This is a genomic window from Salibacterium lacus (assembly GCF_042684865.1).
GTDB lineage: Bacteria > Bacillota > Bacilli > Bacillales > Marinococcaceae > Salibacterium > Salibacterium lacus.
The window spans coordinates 1892111-1915570 of record NZ_JBHUML010000002.1; the positions used below are offsets into that span (position 1 = coordinate 1892111).

Below are 23460 nucleotides of genomic sequence, written 5' to 3' on the forward strand. Positions count from 1 at the left end.
TCTATCATCGCAATGTATCAGGAATGTGTCAAAGGTAAAAAACCCTGCAGAGAATATTCTCTGCAGGGAAGGCACCTTTTATGAGGTGGTATTTACTGCGCTGACAACAAAGTTCTGTCCGCCGTAAGCTTCTTTCAGCTCAACGACAGCCTCTTCATCGTTCGGAGAGTACACAACGCTTGCGATCATATCGCTGCTGAGATCCGCATCGGAGGAGTTCAGTTGACTGATGTCGTCAATCTGCCACGTTCCTTCCGAATCCTCGGACACGTCCAGCGCATCCACATCATCGGCAAGCTCAAGGTTGTCAATTTGTGAAATGCTGTTCTCGACTTCCACCTCTACCTGGGCGAGGGTGGTTGTAAAGTCGCCTTCCACATGTTCCAGATAAATCTCGGCTGTGCCTTCGGATTCACCGGTTACGTTGAAATCCAGAGCTTCCTCAGCTGTGACGTTCATCGTATCGTTGTCCGACACGGTTGCAACTTCTTCGTCACTGCTGCGTACCTGAAGGCTGCCGGAATCGTTTAAGTTTGAAAGGGCACTTTCAATTTCACTGTCACTCAGGTTGATACCGTCATACATCGCTCCGGTCGAAACAGTAAAGTCGAGTTCTTCCGATCCCTGATTAATAGATCCGTTTTCCAGGGCGTCCTGAAGGTCCACAGTTTCCGGTTCCGAGGAGAGACTGAATTCATCGACTTCGGATGAATCAAGCTGCATGAATTCAAGAGATGTTGTACCGATCGTTTCGTTATCATACGTAAACTCGATGTCGTACTCGCCTTCGAGATCGTCCGGATACGTCACGTCAAGTTTTCCTTCACTGTTTACATCCGCACTGCCGGAATCCACTTCCGAGCCTTCGGAATCGGTGATGGCATAGCTGACGGTTTCACCATCACCGTACGGCTGGTCGTATTGATCCAGAACAGTGAACGTGTCAGCGCTGGAATTGGTTGTATAACGTTTTGTGGTGTCGTCAGCTTCCATGCTGCTGATTTCCTGGTTGGCCACGACTTCCACGTTATATTCCACCGGATTGTCCATGCCTTCAAAATGAACGCTGAAGGTAACGTCTCCCTCTCCGTTCACCTGCAGGCCATCTTCATTATAGTAGGCAATGGATGCATCACTTGATGTCACGCTCTCGACTGCCGGGAACGATGCTTCATCCGTGTCCACTTCATCCCCGAAATCATTCGTGCCGGTGACTGGTTCGAACATGAGTCCTTCATGTTCCGGAGTCACGTAATCACTTTCATGACGATTATCATTACCATCAAAGAGCGCTACTTCGGTAACTTCGGTAACATCACTTTCTGAACTTACATTCACTTCCATTTCTTCGGATTCAACTTCATTGCCGTCTTCATCCGTGATGGAAACAGCGTAACGGAATGTATCAGAAAGATCGCCGCTTGTTCCGTCAATAACACCTTCCTGCTGCGCCTGGTCGGTATCAAACGGAGCATTGTTGGAATTATAAAGGAATTCTACTTCATAACCGGCATCTTCCAGTTCTTCAACAGACAGATGACGGATGCCGTTCACCGTGAATTCGAGCTGCTGATCTTCGGACTGGCGGATCATGCTCGTTGTTGCTTCTACAGATTCTACATCGATTTCGGAATAATCAAAGTCTGTTTCAAAATTGTTCACCATCAGTGTGCCGGCCATGCCTTCAAGATCATTGTCAGCATGCTCAACCATAATGGTTTCTCTATCATCACTGATCTCTACATTGGTTGGAGTAACATCCGTCTCTTCATCGTCGTCATTCACGACGGAGATGTTCAGCATATCCTCCACATCGGAGCTGTCCCAGTCTTCATTCAATGCTTCATCAAGCTCGATGTCAAAACTGGAGGTGGACTGCACCGAGATATCATCTACTGTCACGTCACCGGCCTGCGTATTTCCACCGGTGAACGTCATGCCGGTGTCTTCGCCGTCATAGGAAAGACTGTATTCTTCGTCTTCGGTCTGTTCCTCTGTTGTGAGACGTACGACGGTACCTTCTGCATTCTGGCTGGCTTCAGAATCTTCCGGCGCAATCGTTTCGGCGTCCACAATGTCCAGGCTCGGATCAATGGAGAAACGATCAGCATCGATATTTCCTTCCACACTGCCGTCAAAACTTACTTCCACCGTTGTCGTATTCACCGCCTGCACATTGGAAACCGTCGTTTCTTCGTCTTCTTCCCCAATTTGCATGGCACGGTCCAAAAAGACAGCAAATTGTGCTCTTGTTACTGTTTCATCCGGGCGGAACATGTTGTCGGCTGTATCGGTAATATCATATTGAGATAGAATACGCACGCTGCCGCGGTGGCTTTCGTGTACTTCATCAAGATCCGCGACGTCTGCTTCTACATCTTCGCGCTCATCCAGATTAAAGGCTCTCACCAGAATCGTAGCCATCTGCTCACGGGACAAATCCATTCCCGCCGCAAACTCGGTATTATTCTGGCGGCCCTGAATTAACCCTTCTTCTTTCACCGCTGCCGCAACAGGTGTGAAATAACTCTCGTCTGTCAGATCATCAAACGGAGCTTCTGCGTTTTCATCCACATCCAAATTAAAAGCGGAGGAAAGCATCGCTGCGACCTGACCGCGGTTGATTTGTTCCCCTGGACGGTAATCCCCGTTTGGATAACCACTGATCACTCCGTCTTCGGCAAGTTTCTGAATAGAATCCGAAGCCCAGTAGTCATTATCGACATCCGGGAATGATTCAGCAGCATCTGCCTGCTGCACGTCAGCCGGTACTGCAACACCTGCTGCCGCCACCACGGCTGCTGACACCGTCCCTGCTAAAAATTTACGATACGTTCTTGGTTGATAAGCCACACTATCTCCTCCTAAGGAAAAGTTAAGTCGTTCCAATGTTAAACCCTGCCTGACATGGTCTATTCCTTCATCTACGAAGGATTAAACATAGGTTCCTGGAAATGGGGCAGGAAGTGTTTCTATTTTCGTCCATTCCCTGGTTTCACTCTAGAAGAAACATGAACCTTTGAAAATCATTCCTCTGTATCATTTCTCTACCGTTCCGGAAGTCCCCGTCCAAAGGGATTAGGCGCTTCTTCGTTATTTTGTTCCAAATCTATCAGTAAGTGGTTCAAATCTCTACTTACATCCTTTATTTTACAATCATTGTGAAAGAATAAGTACTTTTCTCTGAAAGATTGGCCTTAAAGGGGCATAAGGGGAAAGAGGTAGAGAGGCAGGATTGAAGAAGATATTCTATCCGATTTTATTATGGTTGTGGTGCTTCTTGTAACAGCTTCACTCAGCCGTTGTATGCTCCCAGTTACCGATAAGATGAATGCCGGCCGAAGCCAACACGGGTGTGATGCTTATGAAGCACACGCCGGATGCGCCTTTTATCAATATTCAAACCGCACCATTCGTGCACCCCGCTTGATGTCAGCGGTACTTCTGGAAATAACAGTTTCCATTCCCCGATATTTCGTACTACTCCTTTTTCAAGAGATTCTTTTTTCCCACACGCTGAACAGACAAGTGTTTGTTTTGAAAGTTGGAGAAAGGAAGAACAGGACGGACATCGAATGCCTTTTTTTAATTCCTGAAAGGTATAGAACGGAGACTGAAAGAATGGAGAGGTTTCGATGTGAAAGGTTTTAAGTTTTTCTGCTGACAGGAATGCCTCCTGAGAATGTGGCGGGAATTCCTTGAACCACTGTGACAAAAACCCATCGATTTGAAATGGAAATAAAATAGGAAGGTCATAGGACACCTGATAGAGATAAAAATTTTTGTTTGTGAAAACGAGGTGAGCCTTCACGGGAAGAGAGATCCGGTATTTCTGAAAAAGCTGTCGGAGCAGGGATTGATTTCGTTTCAGCTGCAGAAGCGGATTCTTGATTTCATAACCCGCCGCATTGTACCATGTATCATTTTTTATCACATAATCCCCTTCATAATGTTTTACTTCGAAAAGATAGACAACATCAGGCAGAAGAAGCAACGTATCAATCTGAAAATGCGTGTTGTTGATTTCAAAAAGAAGGTCACATAAAACAACAGCTTCTTCGGGCAGCTTCTTCAGCTTTTCATCAAAATAATTCTCTCCTTCAAGACCTTTCTCCATGTTAATCAATTTCTGTCTATGGTTAGCAGGAAGGTTGATGCGCGGGGCCAGCGAACGCAGGATTAGAAGTTCACGGGAGGGATATCGGGGTTTTAGAAACATCGTCAACCGCCTAACTTTATCGTATTAAAATCATCATATACAAAAGATTAGGAAAAAGCAAGAAAATATCAATCACTTGCTTGCCTGGTTATTATTTATTCCTTCTTATGACCATTTATTGTCCGACGTGAGTGCTTTTTGGTCGATAGACTCTCTCCAGCGACCATCTCCTCTTTCCCCCTCTTCGGCTTTTCGCTCCTTCCCGCTTCCTGCGACTACTTTGACACCGGCTTCTGCGCCAATTGGTCAGTAGATCCTCTCCAGCGACCATCTCTTCTCCTATCCAAAAAAACAACCCCCGTTTCTGCAACGGGGATTGCACTTGATTATTCGCCTGCAGGGCCTTCGAGGTTTTCTCCATTTGTGCGGATGACGTCCTGATACCAGTAAAACGATTTTTTCCTGCGGCGTTCCTGTGTGCCGCTGCCGTCATCATGCTTGTCCACGTAGATGAAACCATACCGTTTGGCGTATTGGCCGGAGGAGGCGCTGACAAGGTCAATGCAGCCCCAGGCGGTGTAGCCGATGAGATCGACGCCGTCGCGGACCGCTTCCTTCATCGCCTGAATGTGGTTCTTCAGATAGTCGATACGGTAGTCGTCCTGGATGCTGCCGTCTTCTTCGAGTTTATCGTAGGCGCCGAGGCCGTTTTCCACAACCATTAATGGCAGCTGGTAGCGGTCATACAACTCGTTCAGGGCAATCCGGAGACCGGTCGGATCAATTTCCCATCCCCAGTCACTCGCTGCGAGAAACGGATTTTTCACGCCCTGTATCAGGTTCCCGCTGCTTGCTTCTTCTGCCGTCTTGTCTTTTTTCTCCGTTCGGGACATGTAATAACTGAGGGAAATGAAATCGACGGTGCCTTCTGCGATCGTCTGCAGATCGCCTTCTTCCATTTCAATATCGATGTCGTTTTCTTCGAAATACCGTGTACTGTAACGGGGATACGCTCCTCTGATCTGCACGTCGCCGCAGAGGAAGTTGAAGATTCGGCCTTCCTCCAGCGCGTGCATCACATTTTCCGGGTTGGAATCATAGGAATACGTCGGAGCATACAAAAGCATGCAGCCAATACGGGAGTCCGGGATGATGTCGTGACCAATCTGGACAGCTTTGGCGCTGGCGACAAACTGGTGATGCAGTCCCTGGAATGTCTCCTGAAGCCGGGTTTCTTCACTCGTTGCGGAAAAACCGAGTCCAAACAGTGGAAAATGGACAGCTCCATTTATTTCATTAAATGTCAGCCAGTATTTCACTTTATCTTTATAACGGTTGAAAAGAACCGTGACATAGCGTTCGAAAAAGTCTACAAGCTTCCTGTTTTTCCAGCCGCCGTATTCTTTGATCAGATGCAGCGGCGTTTCGTAGTGGGAGATGGTGACAAGCGGTTCGATGCCGTGTTTTTGAAGTTCATCAAACACGCGGTCATAAAACGCGAGCCCCTCTTCATTCGGCTCCTTTTCATCTCCGTTCGGGAAAATACGGCTCCAGGCGATACTCAGACGGAAGACATTGAAGCCCATCTCCGCAAACAGAGCGATATCTTCTTTATAGTTATGATAAAAATCAATCGCTTCGTGGTTCGGGTAGGTATAGGTATCCCTGTCCATTTCAAAATTAAAACCAGGCTCCGTGAGAAGACGGAGACGGGCCTTTCCGCCGGGCAGCACATCGGCGAGATTCAGGCCTTTTCCTCCTTCTTGATAAGCTCCTTCCACCTGGTTGGCGGCGATAGCTCCTCCCCACAAAAACCCTTCCGGAAAACTGCTGCGTGACATCGAATGACCTCCTTCTTATAGTAAACGTTAAGCACGGTCTGGTGCTTCTACCTTCATCAGATAGTCACCAGCGTGGATTTCTTGTTCTTTTGTCAGATGCAGCTCATCGAACTCACCGCTGTTTGTCACGATGACCGGTGTGACAACAGAGTAGCCCGACTGCCTGATATTATCTATATCAAAATCAATCAGCTTCTGTCCTTTTTCCACGCGATCTCCCTGTTTCACATGGGATTCAAAATAGTCCCCGTTCAGCTGCACCGTATCGAGTCCCACATGGATGAGCAGCTCGGCGCCTTGATCAGTGGTGATTCCAACGGCATGGCCGCTCGGGAATGATACGGATATCTCACCGGAAGCGGGGGCAAAAACAACCCCGTCGGAAGGATCCACCGCAAGTCCTTTTCCGAGCTGGCCGGTAGAGAACGCTTCATCCGGCACTTCCGATAAAGGCAGGGCCCGGCCCGGCATGGGACTGACGATGTCGTGATTGTCTCCGCCGGATGCATGCTGCTTCTGCTCCCCGCCGGCACCCAGCGCTTCGCGGTCTTTCTGACCAATTCCTCCAAAGAAATACGTCAAAAGGAACCCTACAATAACGTTCAGACCCATTGCTATCATACCGCCCCAGAATCCCATGTCCAAACCGTCCGGACCGATTTTGGACGGAATACCGAAGATACCAAGTCCACCGAGCATGTACACCCGGGTTCCCATTAATCCCATGACCGCACCGCCGATGGCAGACGTGATCAACGTAATGATAAATGGTTTTTTCAACGGCAGAGTGATGCCGTAAATGGCCGGCTCGGATACACCGAACACACTGGAAATCGCAGCGGGAATCGATAGTGATTTTAACTGTTTCTGCTTTGTTTTAACCATAACACCTAAGACCACACCGGTTGTCGCAAGAGAAGTAGCTGAAATGTAGGCCAGAATAGGATCGGACCCATTGACCGAAATATTGTTCAAGCCGATCGGCACCAAGCCCCAGTGGAGTCCGAACATGACAAAGACCTGCCATAATCCTCCAAGTAGAAAACCGGCTAATACAGGGCTGAGTTCAAAAACCCAGATGGTTCCACTTCCAATGATGGTTCCAAGCCATGTAGCAATCGGACCGATAACAAGAAACGTCAGCGGAGCAATAATCAATAAAGTGAAAAACGGTACCAAAAACGTCTTCACAACATCCGGAATGACTTTTTTCAGCCAGCCTTCAAATCTTGACGCAACGAACGTAGACAAAATAATCGGAATCACGGACGAAGAGTACGTCATGAGAATGACCGGTATGCCGAGAAACGTGATATGAATCGGAGACTCAAACAGCGTACCCGAGAACAACGTATACTGCGGATCGCCTTCTGTCAAACCGGTTAGCGCCGGGTAAGTCAGAGCGGCACCGATGGCCATACCAACGAGCTGATTTCCGTTGAACTTTTTCATCGCCGTCATACCAAGAAAGATAGGGAAGAAATGGAACAATCCATCGCCGACTGCCTGCAGGATCTGATAGGTCCCGGATTCCTCGGTGTACAGCCCTATCGCGTTAAAGAATGCATTGAAACCTTTGATCATACCGGATGCAGCAAGCACCCCGAGAATAGGAGCGAAAATACCTGAAATAATATCAATCAGCTTGTCGAATACCTTTTTATCAGACTGATCATCCTGTTCTTGTGTGTCCTGCTTTTGAAAGCCGCCGACCTCAACGACGGCCTGATAGACATCGGGAACATGATTTCCGATGACAACCTGGTACTGGCCGCCGCTTTGCGTAACCGTAACCACACCATCCATGTTTTTCAGCGTCTCTGTGTCTGCCCGGTCTTCCTCTTTTAATTGAAAACGAAGACGCGTAACGCAGTGTACAACATTGTTTACGTTTTCCGTTCCGCCGACATGTTTTATAATGTCATTTGCTAATTGTTCATATTTCATTTTTCAGCACGTCCTTCTGTTTGTGTCATTCCAAAAAACCCTTTCATTCAGCCTGTGTGTGAAAAAATAAATAATTGCAATCCCTTACAAATAAAGGCTGGTATACAGGGTGGACGAACGATCCACCCTGTTTGTTCAGCGTGCGTGATTCCTTTAATCGATACGAAGAGCCATATTTAACTGGTAGGTCAGAAAAGCCCGGTCCTTTTCGTCCATCTCCTGCTGGAGCCAGTTTCTTAAATGATTCTCCGTCACCTTGTGCTGCTCACTGATTTCCTGAAGATCACGTTGTATCTTTTCCTTTTTCCGGGCATCCTGGATGGAAGCAATGAGCGTTAAATACCCTTCTTTCACCATGTAGTCAGCGAAATGAATATGTTCACTGACAGCTTCTTTCTCCCTGTTCAATTCTTCCTGCTCCTGCCGCACGTCCTCGACGCTGTAAATATGATCAAGACCGTAATAGGCGTAAAGCGGAGAAGGTGCTTCGTTTTCTTCCATCAACTGCTTCATTTTGACGATCATCTCAAACTCTTTTTCCGGATCGGTGATCGGGTGTTTCTGACCGGGGTCCTCCGCATGATGGAATAATTTGTTACCAAACCGCTGATGGCTTTTCGCCATAAAGTCCGACGTCTGTATTTTCAGTGTGCCGGCCCCTTTGGTGAAGGAGAAGGAGTGATCCAGCTCCGCCCCCTTCATCTCCTCCGGCTTGAAGCGGCTGTTCATTCTCATCGGCATAAGCGTGTACTCATAGAGATAATCCTCTCTGCCCGGATAAGGTGTTCTCATATAGATGTAATCGCCATCCACCACGTTGATGTTGTTCCCGAAATTACCGAAAAGGGCGGACTCGTGAATGACATCGTTCGATTCAATCACAGAGCGCAGCGGTTTTCCTTTCATCATCTCCGGCACCTCAAGGTCAAAGAATTCCAGGATGGTCGCCGGGACGTCAATGTTCTGCGCGAGCTGCTCTCTCGTTTCGTCGTGAACCTGCAGCTGCGGATTCCAGATGAAGAACGGGAGATGGGCAATCTCATTGTAAACCGGCATGATATTTTTGCCCCACCAATCGTGCTCGCCAAGCAGAAGGCCGTGGTCCGTATTGACAATGAGCATCGTATCCTGCCACATGTTCTGTTCGTCCATGACATCGAGGATTTTTCCGAGATACTCATCACACATCGTCACAAGTGCCTTGTAGTACCCTTTCATCACTTCTGCTTTTTCGTTTGTGAAGTCATCGTTGGAGTACTGCAGCCAGCCGTTGAAATCATCCTGGGAAAGCCCGTACATCGCTAAATACTTTTCCGGTACGAAAAATGGTTCATGCGGGTCGAAACATTCTATCTGCAGAAACCATTGATCGGCGTCTTTATTTTCTTCGAGAAACTCCAGCCCGCCCTGAACGGTTCTCGCCATCGGATGTTCTGATTCAGCTTCCATGTATTCGCGGTTCACAAAATCCTGGGACATGCTTTCTGCTTTTCTCGTTTTAAACGCATCCGGCAGATGTTCGATGCCTTCCACGTCTGTATCCTTGTTGACTCTTGCTTTCCAGCGGTCGCCTTCCTGCCCGCGTATCAGTTCGTAGGAAGAATAACGCGGATGATACGTAGAACCGCCGTCCCGCCAGTAGTGCTTGTGGTCTGTTACCATGTGCGTGTAAATGCCGTTTGATTTCAAAATCTCAGGCATCGAGTCATCAAACGGCTCGAGCGGGCCCCAGCCTCGGTGTAAAAAGTTATATCGTCCTGTGTGCAGATCCCGGCGTGCCGGCATGCAGGGAAGACTGCCGGCAAAAAAATTATCAAACTGAACCGTTTTCTGCTGCAGGCGCTTGAAATTCGGCGTGCTCACATCTGTATGCTCATAAGGACTCAAGTAATCCCTTTTCAACGTGTCGAACATCAGTTGAATCGCCTTCATAGATCTATCTCCTTCCGTGCAGCCCTGTTCTGTGTATGTATTTTCATCATGAAGGAACCAATCAAAAAAAAGAAGGGGGACAGGGGATTGTGGGAAACGGTTTCACCGATTGGGAACGTTATCATTTTTAAATGGAAAAAGCTTGTGGTCTCCTGCAGAGCGTCTGTGGATCTGAGACAGGTCCGGCCGGGGCAGGTTGGCGAACGTTCGATTGACATCTTCTATGGAGCACGAGCAGACAGATGTCCGGCCTGGGTGGTCCATAGAATCCCGCCGGGGACCGGGCCCTCCTGCTTTCTTGCACAACTTGCTCTTAGACCCAATCTATCGACCAATGCAGCTCATTCCCGGCTGCTTAGTGGTAGATAAGAACTTAATCTGCTCCCACCAGCTGCTGGCTTTCATCCATAAAAAAACCCGGACAGCTGGATACCAGTCGTCCGGGTTTCTCGATTAATTTCTGCTTAACAGGTCGTTTTTATATTCAAAATAATGATAGGACAACACATCAATGGCACTATGAAAGGCGGTAGATGTACTGACAGCGCCTAAATTCCTTTCATTGAATACAGGCAGTCCGTAATCGGCGTGATTCATCAGCCAATTGGCAGAAGAACCGGTAAACGCAAGGATTTTCACGTTTTTCAATAATGGAATGTGAAGGGCTTCCTTAAGAGCAGGGTTATTGCCGCTTCCTGATATAACAATGATCATATCGTCCGCAGACATTCTCTCCACCACAAGCTGATAAAGGTTCGTATTGATATCCAGCGGAACAATCTGCATGTTCTTTCCCAGTCCAAGAAACGTCCGCTGCAGTTCCTGCGCGCAATTCCGCTGCATCTGGCCTGTCCCTGTCACGTAAACACTTGAACTTTTTTCAATCGCCGCACAGGCAGGGTGTAAATCCATATTCATCAGATTTGATACCGTCTGCTCCACACTTTGCAGTAAAGAATCAGCAAAGTCTTTATGTGTGATATTATGCTCAAAAAATTCCGTTTCCCACTTCATAAAATTTTTCATTTCCGTATAGCCGCTGAACCCTATTTTCTGTGCAAATCTCAATATAGAGGATTTGGAACTCAAACTTGCTTTGGCAAATTGATTGATACCTAAATCACTAATCACCTGTTTGTTGTTCAGAATGAAGGTGCCAAGCTCTTTTTCTCCTTCACTCAAGCTTGTAAAATTCGTATTAATCAGCTCTTCTATCTTCACGAGCACACCTCCCCGGGATGAAAACTTATCTGCGACCGGCTTTTAATGGGAGATATCCGCAGCACACCGGAAGCCCATATTGCCGGTTGAACTATCGATGGTGTTGGAACTGCGTGCAGCTACACGATACCGGTTGCAGTACGTATAGTGGCAGAGATAGGAACCGCCGCGTGTCACTTTGGAATCCCCTGTTTCCGGTCCTGCCGGATTGACCGTGTCCCGTTTTTCAGACGATGTATCAAACCAGTCCGAGCACCATTCCCATACATTTCCTGACACATTGTAGAGTCCGTAACCGTTAGCAGGGAAAGATTGGGCTGGAGCGGTGCCTTGGAAGCCGTCTTCGAGTGTATTCTCTTCTGGAAACGTTCCCTGCCATATGTTGCAGTAGTGTTTTCCGCCGGGAGTCAGTTCATTGCCCCACGGATAGCGGTTCTGTTCCAAACCGCCGCGGGCCGCCATCTCCCATTCCGCTTCCGTCGGCAGACGTTTCCCGGCCCACCGGCAGAAGGCCTGGGCATCATTCCACGATACATGAATTACCGGGTGATCCATCCGGTCTTCGATGGAAGAACCCGGTCCTTCCGGCTGATACCAGTAGGCCTCTCCGACTGCATACCACCACGATATACCTGGCAGCTGCTGCATCCACACCCCGAGGTTTTCAGGGAGAAAAGAATAAAAGACGAACGACCAGCCGAACTCTTCCGACTCGGTCCGGTACCCCGTTTCTTCAACGAATGTGCTGAATTCCCTGTTGGTCACTGCGTACGCATCGATATAGTAAGGAGATACTGTTACCTTTCGGACCGGACCCTCTCCATCCGCATTAAATCCTTCTTCATCGTTAGTGCCCATGAGGAAGTCCCCGCCCGGGATGTACCGAAGTTTATCACTGAATCTTACTTGGCTGCTATGTTGAATGTCCCGCTGTTCTTCTTTTCTTTCTGCGGTGAAATCCACATCCACCATCGACCGGCTTCCCGCACAACATGATTTTTGATTTTCCTCGTGCTTCACGACATGCACCTCCTCTTTCTAATAAGATAACACTATTTCGTTACTATTCCTGTTCGTCCATTGTACGTCATCGTTTTCACGCTTTCCAGTTGTTCGAAATCGTCGGCAGGCAAAAATACTCAAGCTTCCCTTCTCGATTGGTTCCTTGGGGCATGGTTGGAACCAATTTAACATCGGTTTCTCTTCCGATTGGTCATTAGAGGCTTACTATCGACCAATCTGTTCGTTCCTTTTTCGCTCGATTGGTTCCTCCAGCCTCCTACCAGCCATCTCACCCCCGCTGACTCCTTCGATTGGTCGTTGGGTCCTCGCTATCGACCATTCCACCCTTTCCCTTCTCCCTTGATTAGCTGCCGCGCCTGCGCTGCACCTACACCTACACCAGTACCAGTCATCTCCATACAAAAGAAAGCCCCGGCTCTCCCTGTCATTGGGCGGAGCCGGGGCTTTTTATCTATTCAAGTGTCGTCTGTTCCAGCATCTCGCCGCCTTCCTGGGCGTAGATGAGGCTTACACTCTGATCCGGATAAACCTGCCGGATCATGTCGGAATACGTGGACTTCAGGTCTTCTGTGAGCTCCTGGCCGGAAGCAATCGTAATATCAATGTTGACCTGCTGTCCGTCCTCACTGTCTACCTGCTGAACCATCGCTTCCTGTACACTCTCTTCACTTTCAAGCTGTGACGTCAGGTCGCTGTTGGAGCTGAGTTCAGCGGAAGCCTCCTGATTTTCAGCCTGCTCACTGCTGTCATTCTCCGATGATTCTTCTTCACTGGTGGATTCCTGGTTACTTTCCTGGTCGCTCTGGTCTTCCCCGCTGTCTCCGGAGGAGCAGGCAGCGGTAACCGCCATTCCAAGAGTTAGTACACCTGTGAGAAGCACTTTACGTTTTTTCATCATAGCCTGAGTCCTCTCCTTTACTGCTTGGGTAAGCTGTAGTATAGGCAAAAAATCCAGGAATGTACAGGGATTTAATGCCTATTTTATTACATCTCTTCGTTCGGCTGTTTTTTCAGCCTTTTTTTCTCCCGGCGGTTTTCCGCCTTACGCTTAAACCACAGTACTATATTGTCCGACGAAGCGTAAACAACAGGAATCAAAATCAATGTAAACAATGTTGAAAAGGCAAGACCGAAGACAATGACAATCGCCATCGGCGCCTGGGCTTCCGCGCCTTCGCCGATTCCAAGCGCAACCGGAAGCATCGCAAGAATTGTCGTCATCACCGTCATCAGAATCGGACGGAGACGGGACGGTCCTGCATCCATAATGGCCTCATCGCGTTCGAGACCGTCGGAACGCCTCTGGTTGATGTAATCCACGAGTACGATCGCGTTGTTCACCACAATACCCGCAAGCATAATCAACCCGATAAAGGCGGTCACACTGAGCGGTGTCTGGGTCACAAACAGACCAAGCAGCACACCAATCAGCGTAGCTGGAATCGAGAACATGATGACAAGCGGCTGAATAAAGGATTCAAACTGAATTGCCATCACGGCATAAACGAGAAAGATAGAAGCAACAAGGGCCAGTCCGAGATCACCGAACGATTCCTGCATATCCTGCTGCTCGCCGCCGTAATCAACAGTATAGCCGTCCGGCATGTTCATTTCATTCATCGCCTGCTGCACTTCGGTGGAGACACTGCCGAGCACGTAACCTGGAGCAACGTCACTCGTGATGTCAATCTGGCGCTGGGAGTCTTCCCTTGTAATCTGTGTCGGCCCGGTCGTTTCGTTCAGTTCAGCTACCGCGGCAAGTGGAACACCGGCTCCCTGCGCTCCTGTAAGCGTCAGATTGCGGACATCGGAGAGCTGCTCTCTGGCGCTTCCCGGGAGAATAACCTGTACTGAAATTTCTTCTCCTTCTTCCCGGTATTCGGTAGCCATCTGCCCGTTAAATGATGTCATGACCTGTCCCATAATATTCTGGTAGGTCAGCCCGTACTGGGACGCCTGCTGCCGGTCAATATTCAGTTCAAGCTGAGGATTACCGTCTCCGGAAGAATTCTCTACGTTCATTGTACCCGGAATATTCTCTACTTCAAACACGGCCTGTTCAGCCAGATCCCGAAGAACGTCCTGTTCCTGACCACTGATACTAACTGTAATCGGTGTACCGCTGCCGGCTGCACCGGAAGCGACATTCTGCACCGATACGTCAGCCCCTGCTATCCGGTCAGCCTGATCAGACAGCTCTGAAATCATACCGCTTGTCTCTATCTCCCGCTCGGAAGAATTAACGAGCGAGATGTTGACCGTAGCCGTATTATTACTGCCGCCGCCGGCTGCTGCAGCACCACCGCCGCCTCCTCCAAGGGAGCTGTAAGTGGAGTCGATACTGTCCTGATACGGCTCGAGCATATTCCATACCTGCTGCATAGCGCGCCGTGTTTCATCTTTCGTCGAAGCTTCCGGTGTTTCCACGTTGACTGCGATTTCTCCCTCGTCGGATTCCGGTATAAATACCGCACCGATAGCGGGAACAAGGGCCAGCGACCCGACGATGAGTACGAAGGTAATCAACATAACTGTCTTACGGAACCTGAGGGACCACCACAGCATGCGTTGGTAGCGATCGTTCACTGCGCGCCCCAGCCTGTTGAAGCGGCTGTTTTCATCCGGCTTTTTAACTTCTTCCTTGATAAACTTGGATGCAAACATCGGTACGATCGTCAGCGCTGCAATCAAGGAAGCAATCAAAGCAAAGGAAACGGTTAAGGCAAGTGGTGTGAACAACTCAGATGAGATGCCCTGTACAAACACGAGTGGAAGAAATACAACCAGGGTCGTACTGGTGGAGGCAACCACTGCGCTTCCGAGTTCCTTCGCCCCGGCAATAGCCGCATCTTTCCGCGACTTTCCGTATTCTATATGCTTGTAAATCCCCTCGAGAATAACAATGGCACTGTCCACCATCATACCGACCCCGAGGGCCAGCCCTCCCATCGTAAGAATATTCAGGGACTCTCCGGTGAAATACATAAGAGTGAATGTGGCCACAATCGAAATAGGTATCGAAATAGCGATGACCATTGTGGCACGTACACTGCGTAAAAAGGCCAGAAGCACAAGGACAGCAAATAGAGCACCGAATAATAGATTGTTGAACACGCTGTTAATGGAGGATTCTATGTAGTCCGCAGAATCATAGACTACTTCAAGCTGTGTTTCCTCCCCAAGTTCATTGTTATTCAGATTATTTACGATATCCGTTAGAGATTGTGAAACGTCCACCGTGTTGGCATCCGACTGCTTCATAATCGAAAACATAACAGAGGAACTGCCGTTCACATACGTTTCCGATGAATTATCGGCAACAGTATCCACAACATCCGCAACATCGTTAAGCTGTACATTGCCGCCATCCGGCAGCGGAATCAGAGTGTTTTCGATGTCTTCGATCGACGTGAATTCTCCGTCCACCCGGAGCTGCAGGTCCTGTCCCCCGCTCTGCACTTCCCCGACCGATCCGGAATCATTCTCGGCATTCAAGGCGTTGACGACATCATCGGCCGTCAGTTGATACCGATTCAGATCTTCAATGCGGAGTTGTGCTTCAATTTCTCTTTCTTCCAAGCCTTCAATGTTCGCACTGGCTACGCCGGAACCCTGCTCCAGCTGAGGCTGAATCCGTTCCTCCGCCAGCTGCTGCATATTCATATTTCCTGTATCGCCGGAAATACCAATCCACATCATCGCCTGCTGGTCCGGATCAAAACTGAGGACAGAAGGATCATCTGCTCCATCCGGCAATTGCGCTGATGCCCCGTCAATCGATTCCCGTATATCAAGCATCGCCTGGTCAAGGTCCGTGCCGAATTCAAACTGGACCTGAATAAGCGACGATCCCGATGAAGACTGGGATGACAGCGTGTCCAGTCCTTCCAGGGTCCCGAGCGAATCCTCGAGCGGCTGCGTGACTGTTTCTTCTATATCTTCCGGTGCAGCCCCGTCGTAGCTTGTTGTAACCACAGCAAACGGAAGTTCCATATCCGGATAAAGGTTAATCGCCAGATTCCGAAATGAAACCAACCCGAGTACAAGTACTATGGCAACAGCCATGAAGATACCGACGGGCCGTCTTACCGACCAACTGGAAAGATTCATGATGTCATGCCTCCATTACGCGGGGCAACAGAGGCTGCCTCTTCACTGGATGAGTCTGCATCACTTTCCTCGTTCTCTTCATTACTTTCTGTGTTTTCTTCCTCGGTTCCACCGGCATCACCTTCTTCTGAACTACCGGAGTCACCGGAGGAGTCCTGTGAACTTTCCTCAGCCTCCTGCGGGGACTGCACAGAGGCTCCATCCTCGAGGAAGTACTGTCCGCGTGTGATGACAGGTGTCCCTGCTTCGATGTCTGCTTCAATGGCCGTGAGATCGGACTCTTCCCGCACGACTTCGACAGGTACGAGTTTGGCCTGATTTTCTTCACGGATAAAGACAGAAGACTCTCCGTCCACATCAATAACTGAGCTGGTCGGAACAAGAAGTCCATCTGAGACATAGGTCTCGTATAAAAGAATCTCAGCGTAAATGCCGGAACGCAGTTCCCCATTTGGATTCTCTACCTGCACTTCCACATTGAACAGACCATTATCGTTGGAAGAATCAGCGATATAAGTCACAGTGCCGGTTCTTGTCTGTTCAATAGATGGAAAGCGCACATCCATCTCCGTCCCTTCTTCAAAACTGGACAGCTGCTCTTCGGTAACTGCTGCTGTCGCATTCAGCGTATTCATTTCACCAATGGTGATCATCGCATCCTGCTGGGAATAATATTCCCCGGGATTGACCGCCACCGTCAGCACCCTGCCGGAACTTGGCGCCGTTACTACCGCATCCTGAAGGTTATCTTCAGCCTGCTGCACAGCCTGCCGCTGCTGTTCCACACTGGCCTGGGCGTTTTCAGTATTTCCTTGTGCTTCATCTACGGAAGCATTCGATGATTCAATTCCCGCGCGGATTTCCTTCTTTGAATCCCGGGCCTGCTGCAGGTTGGATCTTGCTGTTTCCACCTGGGACTGCAGCTGCTCGATGTTATATTCCTGCTTGGTCTGTTCCAAACTGTTCTCCGCTTCTGTGACGCTGTCACGGGCATCTTCCACGGCATTTTCCGCGTTCTCGAGCTCCTGCTCTGAAATTAAGCCTTCATCATAAAGCTGCTGGCTGCGGTCCCGCTCATTTTGTGCTGTCTGAAGATTACGCTCAGCGGTCTGAAGAGCCTGTTCCGCGTTTTCAATCTCATCACCGCGGTTCTCGCGGGCCTGCTCCAGGTCAATCTGCGCCCGGTTAAGCTGCTCTTTTGCCTGACGTATAGAGTGATCAGCGCTTTCCAGTTGTGCCTGTTGCTGCTCCACGCCGGCTGCCGCTCCTCTCTCGCCGGCTTCTGAAACCGCGACGTTACTCTGCGCAGCCCGCAGTGCAGCGCGCTCCTGCTCCAATGCGTTACGCAGAGAAGAGTCGTCCAGCCGCGCCAGCACCTGCCCCTGCTCAACCTGCTCGCCTTCTTCCACGAGCACTTCTGTGACATCGGCTGTCAATTCAGGAGTGAGCGACACTTCCGAGAGCGACTGTGTCGTTGCGTTGACAATACGCTCCCCTGTCAGGTCTCCGATCTCAGCTTGCTGTGTTTCCACCGTTACGCTTTCCTGCTGCGAATCCACTTCAGCCGACTGACATCCTGCGATCACCATGATCAACAGGAGGCCGGCTGACAATGTCCATGTATGTGATAGTCGTCTTTTCCAACTAAGGCGGCTTTTCAATTCCCCCGTCTCCCCCATTCTTTCAATAGTTTTAAAGAGTCTAAAGCCATATACTGCCCCAAACATTATTATAATGCACCTATGTTAAAGGATATCATAGAATGCCTACCTCATTCACCGGTCAAAGATTCCCTCCTTGCTTTCAAATGATTATATTACATAACCATTTAAAAACTTAACTATACATCAATATAAGGCAAAAGAATCATAGGGTCAACTCATGTGCTGTAATTCATAAACTCTTCACATAATTGACTGCAAACATTTCAATCCATATAAAAAGCTGCAAGGATATATATGATCCCTGCAGCTTTTATTATTACTGTGCAGCTGCCTGTTGTCCGGAAGATCCTGCAGAGGAGCTTCCTCCTGCTCCCGATGATGCTCCACCTGATGCTCTTTCGATTCTGCTGCTGATACGGCCGCCGTCAGACCCGGTGAAGCAACAAGCAGTGCAGCCCATCCTGGTTAAAAAATGCGATTCATGTATTGTTTTTTCTCCATATGCAGGAAAACACTTTAATATACTTAATTATTTTTCCTTACCAATTAACACTATAACGAATTATCATGCATTTCACCAGAAGGAAAAACCAAAAATCTGAATACTTTTCCAGTTGTGGACATCTATCTGAAATAACCATCTTTATTTCATAATTATTTCTATAATAGTCCTTTGTTCCTCTTTGAGAGATTATAAACCGCAACACAGCAGAGTTACCAATTTTTTTCACAGAAATAAATTGATAATCATTCTCAATTATATTACAATTGAGAATAATTATCGATATAAGGAGGAATTATAAAGATGATACACGTATTCCAGATGAAGATGATGACAGTTTTGGCCATTCTCACTCTATCCCTTGCCGCATGCGGCCAGTCTGAAGATACATCAAGTCAGGGAGAACAGAATGCAGAGCAGGATTCAAAGCAAACAGCAGAGGGAGAGCAGACAGAACAGGACAGTTCCCAGACCATTACATATCTGGGAGAGGAATATACGGTACCGGCTGATGTGGAGTCGATTGCAACCGCAAGTCTGGAATCAATGGAAGACGCTGCTGTTTTAGGTGTACAGCCGATGGCAACCATTACATCTGGTGGAGAAATTCCTGAATATGTAGCAGATGTGATAGAAGGCGCAGAGGATATTGGATCTAAACGGCAGCCAAGCCATGAAAAACTATTGGAACTGTCACCGGATGTCATTCTGGGATCATCCAAGTTCCAGGCGGAAGTGACCGAGAACTTAAACAAAGTTGCTCCAATGTTTCCGATCTCCCACATATCATCAAATTGGGAAGAGAATTTACGATTAATGGGAACATTAACCGGCAATGAAGAACAGGCCGATGACGTCATTTCTCAATATAAGGAAGATGCAGCATCCCTTCAGGAGGACGTACAGGAAGCTGTTGATGGAAAGGACGTTGTCGTCGTTCGTATCCGCCGCGGCAGCATTTACCTATATCCCGAAGATGTGTATTTTAACCCCGTTCTTTATCAAGATCTTGGCGTTGAGGTGCCGGAAACCTTAAACGCTGTAGAGGCACAGGAAATGATTACGCTGGAGAAACTGGCGGAGATGAATCCGGACCACTTATATGTACAATTTGCAGAAACGGAAAACCCGGATTCCCCGGAATACCTTAATGAACTGCAGAATGACACTATTTGGAACAGCATAAACGCCGTGAAAAACGATCAGGTGTATATCAATTCCATTGATCCAATGGCCCAGGGCGGAACAGCCTGGAGTAAAACGAACTTCCTGGAAGTGGTTCAGGAAACCATATTGAAATAAGGTGCAGGATTGATGGAGAAGAAAAGACGTATCGTTCCACTCCTCATTATAGGATTATCACCGGTCCTCTTTATGGGGACCATTCTTTTATCCATTTCATATGGGGCAAAAGATATTGAACCAGCAGTAATCCAGGAAGCTTTTTTCCATTATGACAGCAGCAACGTCGATCATGCTGTTATTATGACGGCACGTTTACCAAGAGCGCTCGGAGCAGTTATGGTCGGCGCATTTCTAGCCGTATCAGGTGCGCTTATGCAGGGTATGACAAGAAATTATCTCGCTTCTCCTTCTATTATGGGAGTGACAGATGGTTCTGCTTTTGTTGTCACATTATGCATGGTTTTCGCCCCCGGTATGGCTTCCTCAACGATGATTCTGTATTCCATGCTTGGCTCTGCCCTTGGTGCCGCGATTGTGTTTGGATTCGGTTCCCTGTTACGTAATGGACTGTCCCCTGTTCGGCTTGCCATCATCGGAACCGTCATCGGCACTTTTTTAAGTAGTTTGTCTTCTGCTGTAGCTTCGTATTTTGAAGTATCACAAACCATCAGCTTCTGGTATAACGCTCGTCTGCATCAATTGAGCATGGATCTCCTTTTACTGGGACTGCCGGCCGGGATCATTGGTCTTCTGCTGGCTATTGCTGCCGCCAGGTCTATTACGATACTTGCATTGGGAGATGAGATGTCTACCAATTTAGGACAGCGTCCTGTTTTATTAAAAACCGTCACCATGATTTCCGTCATTTTTTTAACAGGAACTGCCGTTGCTTTAGTAGGAAAAATTGGATTTGTGGGGCTTCTCATCCCGCATATCACCCGCTTCATCGTAGGGGTTGATTATAAATGGGTGATTCCATGCACGGGGATTATAGGAGGCTTTTTTCTTGGCATGTCGGATCTCCTGAGTCGGCTCATCAATTATCCATTTGAAACGCCGATTGGCGTGGTCACTTCTGTGCTCGGTGTTCCGTTCTTTCTTTACCTGATTCGGACGAGAGGAGGGAAAAGCCATGTCTAAGCACTCCGGCACCTCCCCCCGACGAATTCTGACTGTTCTTTTCACCCTGATTTTGATCATGGTCTTTATCAGCTTGATGAATGGATCCTATGAATTAACGTTACAGGAAGTGTTCCACACTCTCCTTCAGATGAATGAGAATTCCGATTATCACCTGGTCATTTTTGAATTCCGCCTCCCACGTATTGTTTTGGCAGGGGCAGTCGGTTTCAGCCTCGGCATCGCAGGCGCTGTCTTACAGGGAATCACCAAAAACGGCCTGGCCGATCCTGGAATATTAGGGATCAATGCCGGTGCCGGCACTGCTATTGTCCTGTTCATGTTTGTCTTTCAGGCGCAGGTCACGTCAAGCGGCTGGACCGCGGTTATGATCAGACCTTTGTTCGGACTGGCCGGTGGATTGGCGGCGGCTTTTATTATTTTTGTGATTGCCAAAAAGAACGGGATTCTCGACCCACAGCGATTGTTATTAACGGGAATTGCCATTGGGTCAGGTTTTGGAGCACTCACTCTTTATCTATCATTGAAAATGAACGCCTCCGATTTCGAGATGGCCACCGTTTGGCTCTCAGGAAGCATTTACAATGCAAACTGGATATTTATCGTATCCATTCTGCCCTGGGTTATTGTTCTCACTCCGGTCATCTATAAAAAAGCATCGAAGCTTGATTATTTCCAGCTCGAAGAAGATAGTATGAAAAGTCTCGGGCTGATGGTGGAAAGAGAAAAAAATATTCTTCTCTTAACGAGTATAGGACTTGTCAGTGCAAGTGTATCCGTGTCTGGAAGTATTGGCTTTATCGGGCTTATGGCTCCTCACATCGCCAAGCGCATGGTCGGTATTCATCATAGAAACGTCATTCCGGTCTGCGGCGCGGTTGGGATGCTTCTTGTCATAACATCAGACTTTATTGCCAAGACAGCCTTTGCCCCCATTGAAATTCCCGTTGGCATTGTTATTTCCATTATCGGCGTCCCGTATTTTCTCTATTTACTCATGAAAGAAAAAGCATAGGAGGGAGAATGGACATTGAGCATTCTGCGGACGGACCAAATTGAAGCAAGATATGAGAATCATACCGTTTTTAAAGATTTAAATATATCCATTGCTGAAGGAAGGATCACCACGATTATCGGCCCAAATGGTTGCGGCAAATCAACATTGTTAAAGACCATTGGACGTATATTAAAGCAGACAGGCGGTCAGGTGTTTTTACAGGAAGAAAATTTAAACACTATTCCGACCAGAGAGATTGCAAGGCGCCTCTCCCTCCTCCCTCAGAACCCTGCAGCCCCCGGAGAGTTAACGGTGGAAGAGTTGATTGCATATGGAAGATACCCTCACCGAAAAAATATAAATAAGCTCACGGGCAGAGATCAGGAAATGATCGAGTGGGCGATGGAGTTGACGAAAACCGCGGCATTCCGCTCACGAAGCATCGGCACTCTTTCCGGAGGACAGAAACAAAAGGTGTGGCTTGCCATGGCTCTCGCCCAGCATACGAAGGTGCTGCTCCTGGACGAACCGACCACCTACCTGGACATGGCTCACCAACTGGATGTGCTGCAGATCGTTGAGACGTTAAATCGTGATTATGAATGTTCCGTGGTCATGGTCCTGCATGATATTAACCACGCAGCCCGGTTTTCCCATGAAATGGTTGCAATGAAAGAGGGGGAAATAATCGCATCGGGGGAACCAGCTGATATTATGAAGGAAGGTGTATTACGTGACGTCTTTGACATTCAGGCAAGAGTGATGATGGACCCCCAAAACGGCGCACCGGTCTGTTATGGATATGAGAGCTTATTCGAACAGGAAAAGCAGCATGCACACAGATAAAGGAGGGAACCGTCCCGTGAAAATGACAGAAATACATCATCCGGATTCACAGATGGAAGAGTGGCTGATAGAGCGGGCAGAAGGAGCGGCGTCTTCCTATAAGCTTTACATATACTCTCCTTCAGAGCCTGCTCCCTCTGAGGGGTACCCCGTCCTCTATGTGCTGGATGGAAACGCCTTTTTTCAAACCGTATCCGATGCGGTACGGATGCAGTCCAGACGACCTGAAGTAACAGGTGTGCATGCATCAGTAGTCGTTGGAATCGGCTATCCAGGAGAAATATTGTTTCATAGAGAGCGACGCTTTTATGATTACACTCCTTCTGCGGATACCGCGGAGCTTCCCCCTATGCCAAGCGGCAGCTCATGGCCTGAGAACGGGGGAGCTGAACGTTTTCTTCTTTTTCTAAGAGAAACCATACAACCGTTTATCAGAGAGCACTGCGTCATCAATCCGGAACATCAAACGATTTTCGGTCACTCTTTAGGAGGCTTATTTGCTCTTTATACGCTGTTCAACAAACCTGGCACCTTCCAGGGTTATATCGCAACAAGCCCATCGATTTGGTGGAACCAGCAGGCTGTGTTACAGGGGGAGTCTCCGTTTTTGAATGGGCTTGGAGACTACGATGTTTCCATCCGGCTTTTCCTATCAGCCGGCTCATTGGAAAAAGCTCATATGATAACCGATGCAAAAGCACTATCATCCCGTTTAAAACCATATAACACTCCCGGCTTTCAAACTCAGTACATAGAAGGGCACGAAGAGAACCACATGTCCATCGTGCCCACTATACTAAGCAGGGCTCTCCGCTTTACTCAACAGACACTATAAATAAAGTGTATCTTTTCTTAGACGGAGCTGGGCGTTTCGGACATGTACCCCACAGCCT

Annotated in this window: 15 protein-coding genes; 5 read left to right on the forward strand and 10 right to left on the reverse strand. The window is 48.3% G+C overall.

Features of this window, described 5'->3' with window-relative positions:
* Window positions 1–78: 78 nt before the first annotated feature.
* The 10 genes from ACFSUB_RS10455 to ACFSUB_RS10500 form a co-directional block, all read right to left on the reverse strand.
* Complete coding sequence (locus tag ACFSUB_RS10455; protein ID WP_380713117.1) at window positions 79–2853, reverse strand: S-layer homology domain-containing protein; 2775 nt, start codon at window positions 2851–2853, stop codon at window positions 79–81.
* Window positions 2854–3316: 463 nt separating this feature from the next.
* The gene (locus ACFSUB_RS10460; RefSeq protein ID WP_380713118.1) at window positions 3317–4219 is read right to left on the reverse strand and encodes a nuclease-related domain-containing protein; all 903 of its coding nucleotides are present in this window, start codon (window positions 4217–4219) and stop codon (window positions 3317–3319) included.
* Between the two features lie 326 nt (window positions 4220–4545).
* Window positions 4546–6000, reverse strand: a complete 1455-nt coding sequence (locus ACFSUB_RS10465; protein ID WP_380713119.1) for a glycoside hydrolase family 1 protein — start codon at window positions 5998–6000, stop codon at window positions 4546–4548.
* A gap of 27 nt (window positions 6001–6027) precedes the next feature.
* The gene (locus ACFSUB_RS10470; protein WP_380713120.1) at window positions 6028–7947 is read right to left on the reverse strand and encodes a beta-glucoside-specific PTS transporter subunit IIABC; all 1920 of its coding nucleotides are present in this window, start codon (window positions 7945–7947) and stop codon (window positions 6028–6030) included.
* 153 nt (window positions 7948–8100) lie between these two features.
* Window positions 8101–9879: a sulfatase gene (locus tag ACFSUB_RS10475; protein WP_380713121.1), complete on the reverse strand. Its 1779-nt coding sequence runs from the start codon at window positions 9877–9879 to the stop codon at window positions 8101–8103.
* 453 nt (window positions 9880–10332) lie between these two features.
* Complete coding sequence (locus tag ACFSUB_RS10480; RefSeq protein ID WP_380713122.1) at window positions 10333–11100, reverse strand: MurR/RpiR family transcriptional regulator; 768 nt, start codon at window positions 11098–11100, stop codon at window positions 10333–10335.
* Between the two features lie 42 nt (window positions 11101–11142).
* Window positions 11143–12072 carry a formylglycine-generating enzyme family protein gene (locus ACFSUB_RS10485; RefSeq protein ID WP_449329210.1) on the reverse strand — a complete coding sequence of 310 codons (930 nt, stop codon included), beginning with the start codon at window positions 12070–12072 and terminating at the stop codon, window positions 11143–11145.
* A 502-nt stretch (window positions 12073–12574) separates the two neighbouring features.
* On the reverse strand, window positions 12575–13021 hold the full coding sequence (locus ACFSUB_RS10490) for a hypothetical protein (protein WP_380713124.1): 447 nt from the start codon (window positions 13019–13021) through the stop codon (window positions 12575–12577).
* A gap of 86 nt (window positions 13022–13107) precedes the next feature.
* The gene (locus ACFSUB_RS10495; protein ID WP_380713125.1) at window positions 13108–16233 is read right to left on the reverse strand and encodes an efflux RND transporter permease subunit; all 3126 of its coding nucleotides are present in this window, start codon (window positions 16231–16233) and stop codon (window positions 13108–13110) included.
* Complete coding sequence (locus tag ACFSUB_RS10500) at window positions 16230–17894, reverse strand: efflux RND transporter periplasmic adaptor subunit (protein ID WP_380713126.1); 1665 nt, start codon at window positions 17892–17894, stop codon at window positions 16230–16232. The genes ACFSUB_RS10495 and ACFSUB_RS10500 overlap by 4 nt, the downstream gene beginning before the upstream one ends.
* Window positions 17895–18702: 808 nt before the next feature.
* Here ACFSUB_RS10500 and ACFSUB_RS10505 point away from each other — a divergent pair.
* Genes ACFSUB_RS10505 through ACFSUB_RS10525 form a run of 5 tightly spaced genes read left to right on the forward strand, consistent with a single transcriptional unit; the run spans window position 18703 to window position 23402 of the window.
* Window positions 18703–19701, forward strand: a complete 999-nt coding sequence (locus ACFSUB_RS10505) for an iron-hydroxamate ABC transporter substrate-binding protein (protein ID WP_380713127.1) — start codon at window positions 18703–18705, stop codon at window positions 19699–19701.
* A gap of 12 nt (window positions 19702–19713) precedes the next feature.
* Window positions 19714–20724 (forward strand): FecCD family ABC transporter permease, encoded by a 1011-nt coding sequence (locus ACFSUB_RS10510; RefSeq protein ID WP_380713128.1) that lies wholly within the window; start codon window positions 19714–19716, stop codon window positions 20722–20724.
* Complete coding sequence (locus ACFSUB_RS10515; protein ID WP_380713129.1) at window positions 20717–21739, forward strand: FecCD family ABC transporter permease; 1023 nt, start codon at window positions 20717–20719, stop codon at window positions 21737–21739. The genes ACFSUB_RS10510 and ACFSUB_RS10515 overlap by 8 nt, the downstream gene beginning before the upstream one ends.
* 15 nt (window positions 21740–21754) lie before the next feature.
* Window positions 21755–22567: an ABC transporter ATP-binding protein gene (locus ACFSUB_RS10520; RefSeq protein ID WP_380713130.1), complete on the forward strand. Its 813-nt coding sequence runs from the start codon at window positions 21755–21757 to the stop codon at window positions 22565–22567.
* A gap of 22 nt (window positions 22568–22589) precedes the next feature.
* Window positions 22590–23402 (forward strand): alpha/beta hydrolase, encoded by an 813-nt coding sequence (locus ACFSUB_RS10525; protein WP_380713239.1) that lies wholly within the window; start codon window positions 22590–22592, stop codon window positions 23400–23402.
* Window positions 23403–23460: the final 58 nt, after the last annotated feature.